The sequence below is a fragment of the Moorena sp. SIO1F2 genome (genome assembly GCF_010672755.1).
In the GTDB taxonomy this organism is placed as follows: domain Bacteria; phylum Cyanobacteriota; class Cyanobacteriia; order Cyanobacteriales; family Coleofasciculaceae; genus Moorena.
Map to the genome: position 1 here is coordinate 1 of NZ_JAAHFV010000572.1, position 2,559 is coordinate 2,559.

Genomic DNA, 2,559 nt, shown 5'->3' on the forward strand with positions numbered 1-2,559 from the left:
TGTCGGGAGTCGGGAGTCGGGAGTAGGGAGTAGAGAGTAGGGGGAATAAACAAGGAACAAATGACAACTAATCATCAAAGTAGTTTTAGACTAAATATTTGGCAAGCTGATTCATCCTGTCTGTTTTATTTACGGGGTAATCACGGACAGGAAGTCTCCGCAAAGTTGGACTATCCAGCTAAAGTAATAGACTGTTATGAGGAGTGGCGATACCTTTACCTCCAGTTTTACCCGAAATTGCGAGCAAGAGAATTATCTAGTGGTGCCATCACACCAGTAGTCGATGACTTGGGACATGAATTAGAAGAAGCAAAAGAGATATTTCTGGATGTTTTTCAACGGTGGTTAGGTCAATTACAGACTATTCGAGAAACAATTCAACATCAAATTTTCACTATTGCTAGAAAGGAATCACAGTCAAATAAGACAGCAGAAGCCTATCGAGAAGTAGCTATTTTTATAGCCTGCGATTCTGTGGAATTGGCACGGCTTCCTTGGGAAGCATGGCAGTTGGTTCTAGAGGATATCCCCAGTGGAACCATTCGCATTACCAGGATTCCGATGACCACTCAGGGAGAAACAATAGCGCTAGATAATAACCTGCGCCATGGTAAACCTCGGATTTTAGCGATTTTGGGGGATAATACAGATCTGAATTTGGAGAAAGATAAGCAGGCTGTTAAGTTGCTCAAAGGAGTTGCTCAAGTAGAGTTCTTTGACTGGCAACAGCAAGAGGATGGGGTTAATCTTAAAGCAGCACTGGCGGCAGAAATAACGGATGAAAGGGGGTGGGATGCTCTATTTTTTATGGGTCATAGTGATGAAACAAAAGTTACTGATGGAAAATTAGCGATCGCGCCAGAGCAGTTGGTATCTATCAGTGAAATAAAGGAATACCTAACTACTGCTAAAAATCAGGGACTTCAGTTGTGCGTCTTTAACTCCTGTAATGGTCTAAAAATAGCGAATCGGTTGGCTGATTTAGGATTGCAAGTGGTGATCATGCGGGAGGAAGTTCATGATAGTGTTGCTCATGTATTTCTCAAAGAATTTTGCAGCCGCTTAGCTCAGTATCAGGATGTCCAGGAAGCAATGCTGGCAGCTTGTCGCAATTTACAGGTAGGTGAGAAGTTTGTTTATCCATCAGCTTACCTGATTCCTTCGTTTTTTAGTCCCTATGGTGCTAAGCCATTTCGGATTGAGCCTTGGGGTTACCAGAAACTACTTCAGCAGTGGCTACCTAAACCAAAAGAAGCGATCGCATTAGCTAGTGTGCTTTTAGTTAGCGCTATGGTTCCTGTACAAGACATGTTGCTAGATGGGCGAACGTTTCTTCAAGCGGTCTATCGCGATAGCACAAACCAGTTTCCTCGGGATGGGTTATCCTCCGCCAAGCCACGCTCTGTACTGTTAATTGCTATTGATCAAGACTCAATCAATCAGGCGCAACTGGAGATAAAAGGCTTTAAAACCCAGCCGATGGAACGGGAATACCTTGGCAAATTAGTCAGACAACTCTCTAACTCAGGCGCTAAGGTAATTGGAATTGATTATCTGCTCCATACCCAAGAACCAAGAGAGGAAAAACTGGCTAGTGCGATTCAATCCGCTGTCAGTCAACAGGATACCTGGTTTGTCTTTGGGGTCAATCAGGATAAAAATCGCAAGGTGTTTCCGAAAATTGCTAGCCCTAAATGGAGTCTACAAGGGGATATTACCTTTTTCCGTTGGGATATGGAACTCCCCCAGGATGCCACCTGCAACAAGTCATGTCCTTTTGCCTATCTACTGGCTCTATCACACCAGTTGCACCAACAGCCAAACCACGGGATAGGATTAAATCCTAATGTTGAAAGTACCACCAACTTTCATCAGCAAGTTAGTCAGTATCTTCAGCAAGTCAGTAGCCAGGATAATGCGATTGGCCGTAGGCCACGCTACGCGAACGCATCTCTCAAACCAAAGAATCTACCTTTAGGGATGCGCTATATTATTGACTTTTCTATTCCTCCAGAACAGGCTTATGAGCACAAGCCTGCTTGGGAATTCCTCAAAAGTGACTTTCCTAACATTGAGCAGCAAGTGGTTATCATTGCCTCTGGGGGATATGATGAAGCAGAGGATAATTTTTCTCTACCTCTAGCTATTGAATATTGGTGTCATCCACTGAATCGAACCAGAAAGCCACCAGATACTTGTCCCAAGGTATTTACCGGAGGTGAAGCCCATGCTTACATGGTTCATCATTTTTTATCGCAGCATACAATAAAATTAATTCCCGACAGCTGGATGATTCTATTAGCAGCATTGTTAGGAAAAGGAACAACCCTGGTACTGCTGCAGCAAAAGCCTCAAAAACGACAGCAATCAATATTGATCTTAGTTGGTGCTACAGCGGTCTATGGAATAATCGGACTACAGGCTTATATCTCAGCTTCTATTTTAATTCCTATAGCTTTACCATCCATTATACTCTGGTTTTATATTATTTAGTTAATTATTAATTGGTAATTATTAATTTAATTCCCGGCAAGCCTTTAACATTTAAATCCTATGTAT

At 42.6% G+C, this 2,559-nt stretch carries 1 protein-coding gene; it reads left to right on the forward strand.

Annotated features, from left to right (window positions below; genetic code table 11):
• Positions 1-60 precede the first annotated feature (60 nt).
• A complete protein-coding gene (locus F6J94_RS32865) occupies positions 61-2,493 on the forward strand; it encodes a CHASE2 domain-containing protein (protein ID WP_293018448.1) in 2,433 nt (810 codons plus the stop codon).
• The last annotated feature ends 66 nt before the right edge of the window (positions 2,494-2,559 follow it).

Bases quoted from the DNA above. Each gene is read 5' to 3' on its own strand.
- F6J94_RS32865 (WP_293018448.1), top strand. From the start codon at position 61: ATGACAACTAATCATCAAAGTAGTTTTAGACTAAATATTTGGCAAGCT.